The sequence below is a fragment of the Acinetobacter sp. CIP 102136 genome (assembly GCF_000369685.1).
In the GTDB taxonomy this organism is placed as follows: Bacteria; Pseudomonadota; Gammaproteobacteria; order Pseudomonadales; family Moraxellaceae; genus Acinetobacter; species Acinetobacter fasciculus.
Genome location: NZ_KB850144.1, coordinates 7,718 through 13,466, shown reverse-complemented (window position 1 = coordinate 13,466; position 5,749 = coordinate 7,718). Strand labels below are relative to the sequence as shown.

The 5,749-nt window shown below is 37.1% G+C and carries 5 protein-coding genes and 1 pseudogene; 4 read left to right on the top strand and 2 right to left on the bottom strand.

What is annotated here, in order from left to right; translation table 11 throughout:
• A pseudogene (locus tag F893_RS17585) lies at nt 1-131 on the bottom strand (helix-turn-helix domain-containing protein); the annotation flags it as partial.
• 225 nt (nt 132-356) lie between these two features.
• On the bottom strand, nt 357-599 hold the full coding sequence (locus tag F893_RS15290) for a DUF2789 family protein (protein WP_004281876.1): 243 nt from the start codon (nt 597-599) through the stop codon (nt 357-359).
• 351 nt (nt 600-950) lie between these two features.
• Here F893_RS15290 and F893_RS15285 point away from each other — a divergent pair, with 351 nt between their 5' ends.
• From F893_RS15285 to F893_RS15270, 4 genes are all read left to right on the top strand, one after another.
• The gene (locus F893_RS15285) at nt 951-1,331 is read left to right on the top strand and encodes a copper resistance CopC family protein (RefSeq protein WP_004281877.1); all 381 of its coding nucleotides are present in this window, start codon (nt 951-953) and stop codon (nt 1,329-1,331) included.
• A gap of 64 nt (nt 1,332-1,395) precedes the next feature.
• Nucleotides 1,396-2,277: a copper resistance D family protein gene (locus F893_RS15280; protein ID WP_005100635.1), complete on the top strand. Its 882-nt coding sequence runs from the start codon at nt 1,396-1,398 to the stop codon at nt 2,275-2,277.
• 469 nt (nt 2,278-2,746) lie between these two features.
• Complete coding sequence (locus F893_RS15275) at nt 2,747-2,941, top strand: heavy-metal-associated domain-containing protein (protein ID WP_004281879.1); 195 nt, start codon at nt 2,747-2,749, stop codon at nt 2,939-2,941.
• Nucleotides 2,942-3,119: 178 nt separating this feature from the next.
• Nucleotides 3,120-5,597 (top strand): heavy metal translocating P-type ATPase, encoded by a 2,478-nt coding sequence (locus F893_RS15270; RefSeq protein WP_004281880.1) that lies wholly within the window; start codon nt 3,120-3,122, stop codon nt 5,595-5,597.
• Nucleotides 5,598-5,749: the final 152 nt, after the last annotated feature.

Genomic DNA, 5,749 nt, shown 5'->3' with positions numbered 1-5,749 from the left:
CTTTTACCTTCGGAAAGCCAGAGAATAGTTTGGGCACGTTGCCTTTCACGCCAATGTTTTGCATGCTTGACCAGAAAAATGAGTCGTTCTCGCTGTTCTAAACTAAGTGGTACAGAAACAATTCTAGGCATGTGTGAACATCTGTTAACTAAAAAAACCTTTTCGCATCATTAGTTATTTTTGTCAACTTAGAAGGTAAAGAAGATTATTTTTAATATTAGGGTTTATAATCCAAATTTCAGAGTAAGGAATCTACTACTTATATAATAGAGATTCCATCTCCAAAACAGTACTACTGTATGAATGAGTTGTATTCAATGCAGGGAAGAATGTAGATCCTTAATACTAACGGAAAATTATTTTACTGAATTTTCATGTAAAGACTCATTTAATTGATCAATCACTGTCGTCCATTCACCATCAGAGTGTAGTTTTTCTTCTAAAAAATGACGTTGAGCATCAGTCCAAAAAATTGCTTGTGTTAAAAAAACATCTCCAGCTAGCTGATGGCTCTCTATGAATTTTGCAATTGCTTCTTCAGTAGAAGCTAAACCAAGCTGTTCAAATAATTTGGTCATTCTTGGACGTGTTTGAGTCATGTGCTTAGCCCACAAATTTATATTAGATCAAATTAAACATAACATGTTTATATTTAAACTAAAATATAAAAAATTAAATAGCTACTATTTTCTTAGTCAAAATGATTACTACATTTCATAAATCAACCACCTACATAATTTGTTTGTTAAATGATCATTATTTTTCAATAAGATTATTTTAATAGTTAAAGATTTTAAATTTTAAAAATGACAAAAATGTAATTTTGAAGTCATCGCTCTGTTTCTGTCTCTCACTAATAATTGAAATATAAGAGGAGATGATGTGGTCTCATTAAATATAGATTTTATAAAGTCATCTCTAATGAACTAACGAATCAAGAGGAAACGTAAATGAAATTATTTCAAAATAAAATGACTGCTCTACGTAATGTTGTAGTAGCTGCAACGATGATTGTGGCTACTACAACTACGTTCGCTCATGTGAGTTTAGTGAGTGCGATTCCTGCGGAAAATGCATCTATCCTTAGTCAACCAAAGAACTTGACCCTTAACTTTGGTGCAGAGGTTATGTTGATGAATATTAAGTTACTGGATGCTCAGCGAAGAGATGTTCCTTTAAAATATGAAGTTACTCATGACTTAAAGAAATCCTTTGATGTCGCTCTTCCGAAACTGAAAAAAGGTAAATATACCGTTGTCTGGACAACAATGGGGAAAGATGGTCACAACATGAATGGTGAATATAGTTTCACTATCAAATCAACTAAATAAGAATTGATTACCTTTCAACATGTCAGTGAGGTGCTGGCATGTTGTTCTAGAATGGACAAAAATAATGATTTCTGAATATTGGATGTGGGCCACTTGGTTAACTAAGGTTATTTTATATTTAAGTGTAGCTTTTGTCGTTGGTGGAGCCTTTTGCTATTTTTTACTTAGACAATATCTTGAACTAAAAGAATCGATTCTTAAATATATTACAATTGGCGCTGGATTAGGCCTAATTTCCAGTACCTTGGGATTTTTTATTCTGATTGGTAGTTTTGCCAATACTGGTATTACAGGTATGGTGGACCCCACGTATATTAATATATTGGTTAATACTCCGACGGGGTATATATACGTTCTTCGTTCTATTAGTTTTGCTCTTTTACTTCTTCTCATGGTGGTTAAACTTAACAGGAACAAAGGTCAGTTTTCTATAATTGAAAGTTCAATATTTTGTATTTTACTTATCCCGATTATTTTTAGTTTTTCCCAGCTCGGACATGTCGCTAATTTAACCTTACTTGCTCAAATTTTATTATCAATCCATATTCTAGTTATGTCGTTATGGATGGGGTCTTTATATCCGTTATGGAAAACCAGCCGGGAAATAAGTGGTTTACCTTTAAAAGATCGCATGCATGTATTTGGACGTATTGCTGCTTTCATTGTTGGGATATTAATCGCCTGTGGCGCTAGTGTAGCTCTTCTTTTAATTAAAGATTTTAATACCTTAATCAATACTGCATATGGCTATGGTTTCATGGTTAAAATGTTTTTTGTTATAAGTATTCTACTTTTAGCTGCCTTCAACAAATGGTATTTCACCCCGCGTCTTCAACATCCTAAATTCGCTAAACACCTTAGTCATGCCATTTTATTTGAGATGTTATTAGGTCTATCAATTCTATTAACAACAGGCTATATAACCACTGTCGTGGGTATTGAATAAGAGAATTTCAAAATAAGGGAATTGAGGAAATTTAACATTACTGCATTTATCTTTTGTAGCTGAGCAATAAAGTTTCTACTGGACTGTCAACTTACGACAATCAGAACAGTAAAATCGCATCATGAGGCATTATACATAAAGGTAGTCACCGGTTTTTAGCTTATCTTCAACCCATAACGGTCTCATCTATTCAGTTCACTACCATTGATTGAAATAACTAATCTTATAAATTTCAGAGTGATCGTAGATGACAGAAATGTCATTTTAAAGTCACGTTAATGTTGGTTAAGTACTTTTAGTGTAGTCATTAGAACACTCTTCTTTGGAATACTCTGAAGAAAACTGTAAGGTTGTAAACAGACCAAGTTACAGCGAGTCACTGATTCAGAAAAAGGCTGGTTGTATGGTGAAAGTTTAGAGTTACTGTTCTAATGTTTTAAACAAATGTTTTGTTAAAAAGGAGCAACATATGAAATTTCACATCGCTAATATGACTTGTGGTGGTTGTGCACGCGGCATTACTACCGCAATTAAAGAGCTCGACTCGAATGCCTCACTCGATATTGATTTACAAAACCGTATTGTTGAAATCAACACAACGGTGAGTCAGGATCAAGTCATTGCCACTCTCAGTGAGCGTGGATTTACAGCTGATCCTGCTTAATCTCTGTTAGAGTAACAGTGGGAATTCCTTACCACTTTTACTCTCTCTTATTTTCCTCATCGTACAGATAAAACCTGTACTTGCTTGAAATAAAAGTAATCCCTGAATTCCCCCTAATCTTGGTTCGAGCTGATCTTCGCATATAGAACTCAGCATATCTAAATGATAGAGATCGTATATGAGTACCGAAATGACTGATACGCCACACTACAGTGAAACATTAGAGATTGAGGGGATGACATGTGCTTCTTGTGTAGGCCGTGTGGAAAAAGCTTTAAAATCTGTTGAGGGTGTTGAATCGGCTCATGTAAATCTGGCTACCGAAAAAGCAGTCATTTATGCGCATCAACCACTTGATCGCGCTACTTTAATTAAAGCCGTAGAAAAAGCAGGCTACGAAGTGGAAGCGCTGCAACCAATAGAGCTTACGATTGAGGGTATGTCATGTGCTTCTTGTGTAGGTCGAGTAGAAAAGGCCTTAAAATCTGTTGAGGGTGTGGAATCAGCTCATGTAAATCTGGCTACTGAAAAAGCGACTATTCAGGCAAGCTCATCTGTCACTCGTGACTCGTTAATTCAGGCTGTCACCAAAGCAGGGTTTGAAGCAAAGTCAGTTCATCAAACTACGGAAAGCTTTCAAGATAAAAAAAATATTGAATTAGAAAAACTTAAAAAAGATTTAATTTTGTCAGTCTTATTGACTCTACCCGTTTTTATTTTAGAAATGGGATCACACCTGATTCCCGCCTTTCATACGTTTATGATGGATAACATTGGCCAACAAAATAGCTGGTTAATGCAATTTTTCTTGACCACAGTAGCATTAATTTTTCCAGGCCGACGCTTCTTTAAAAAGGGCATCCCAAGTTTATTCCGCTTAGCACCAGACATGAATTCCTTGGTGGCTGTAGGAACATTGGCTGCTTATCTTTATTCAGTGGTTGCTACTTTCTTTCCAAGTGTCCTGCCACAAGGCACGGTCAATGTTTATTATGAAGCTGCAGCGGTTATTATCACTTTAATTCTATTAGGTAGATTTTTTGAAGCCAAGGCAAAAGGCCGAACGTCTTTAGCAATTCAACATCTAGTTGGAATGCAGCCTAAAGTTGCCAGAATACAGCTCAATAATCAGGTGATAGAAGTTCCGATTGCCGAAGTTCAAACAGGAACGATTGTAGAGATTAGACCAGGCGAGCGTATCCCTGTCGATGGTGAAGTTATTCACGGCCAAAGTTTTATTGATGAATCCATGATTACTGGCGAGCCTATGCCCGTTGAAAAAACGATAGGCTCTACTGTGGTAGGAGGAACAATTAACCAAAGTGGCAGCTTAAATATCAAAGCCACCTCTGTTGGTAGTTCATCAGTGCTTTCTCAAATCATCCGAATGGTTGAACAGGCACAGGGTTCCAAGCTGCCTATTCAGGCATTGGTTGATAAAATTACCATGTGGTTTGTACCTGTAGTAATGGGTCTCTCTCTTTTAACTTTTATTACTTGGTTTATCTTCGGCCCTGAGCCAGCCCTAACGTTTAGCTTAGTTAATGCAGTTGCGGTACTCATTATTGCATGTCCTTGTGCAATGGGACTTGCAACGCCTACATCAATCATGGTGGGAACTGGGCGTGGTGCTGAAATGGGTGTTTTATTCCGTAAAGGGGAAGCTTTGCAGCTGCTCAAAGAAACTAAAGTGGTTGCTGTTGATAAAACAGGGACCCTGACTGAAGGGAAACCAATTTTAACCGATCTGCATGTCTTAGAAGGGTTTGAATACAATGCCGTACTTTCACTTATGGCAGCCGTTGAATCAAAGTCTGAGCATCCTATTGCTCGAGCAATTGTACAAGCCGCTATAGATAAGGAATTAATTCTGTCTCCTGTTGCTGATTTCAAGTCAGTCACGGGCTATGGAATAGAAGCAACGGTGTCTGAACATTTGGTTCATATTGGTGCAGATCGATATATGGAAAAACTAGGTTTGAATCCTAATGTTTTTTCTCAATTTTCGGATCGTTTGGGAGAAGAAGGAAAAACCCCTCTCTATGTTGCGATTGACCAGAAACTTGCTGCCATTATTGCTGTAGCAGATCCAATTAAAGAATCAACATTTGCTGCAATTGAAGCGTTACATCAGTTAGGTTTAAAGGTTGCCATGATTACAGGTGATAACCGTCATACAGCTCAAGCGATTGCAAAAAAACTAGGTATTGATGAGGTTATTGCAGAAGTCTTACCAGAAGGTAAAATAGAGGCCGTTAAAAAATTAAAAAATCAATATGGTAAACTCGCATATGTTGGAGATGGCATTAATGATGCCCCTGCACTTGCAGAAGCAGATATTGGTTTAGCAATAGGTACAGGTACAGACGTAGCTATTGAAGCTGCTGATGTGGTTTTGATGTCTGGCAACCTGAAAGGAGTGCCAAATGCTATCGCTTTAAGCAAAGCGACTATAACCAATATTCGTGAAAATTTATTTTGGGCATTTGTTTACAATGCAGCTCTGATTCCTATTGCAGCAGGTGTACTTTATCCGCAATTTGGACTGCTACTTTCTCCTGTATTTGCTGCTGGTGCAATGGCTCTCTCGTCAATATTTGTACTAGGAAATGCTTTACGATTAAAACGTTTTAAAGCCCCCCTTGCAATTATTTAACCATTTTTTATATACATTGGCTTTGTTGCACAAAGATTTGAAATGCAAAGCGCCCCTAATTGAGCCAAATTTAAGGCGTAACTTGGGTAAGTGGTCGACCTAATTCCGTAAATCTGTTGAGGACTGCCACACGTGCATGGATCTCATTGACT

Excerpts from the sequence above, each read along its gene's own strand:
- F893_RS15280 (WP_005100635.1), top strand. The coding sequence starts at position 1,396 with ATGATTTCTGAATATTGGATGTGGGCCACTTGGTTAACTAAGGTTATT.
- F893_RS15275 (WP_004281879.1), top strand. The coding sequence starts at position 2,747 with ATGAAATTTCACATCGCTAATATGACTTGTGGTGGTTGTGCACGCGGC.
- F893_RS15270 (WP_004281880.1), top strand. The coding sequence starts at position 3,120 with ATGAGTACCGAAATGACTGATACGCCACACTACAGTGAAACATTAGAG.
- F893_RS15285 (WP_004281877.1), top strand. The coding sequence starts at position 951 with ATGAAATTATTTCAAAATAAAATGACTGCTCTACGTAATGTTGTAGTA.
- F893_RS15290 (WP_004281876.1), bottom strand. The coding sequence starts at position 599 with ATGACTCAAACACGTCCAAGAATGACCAAATTATTTGAACAGCTTGGT.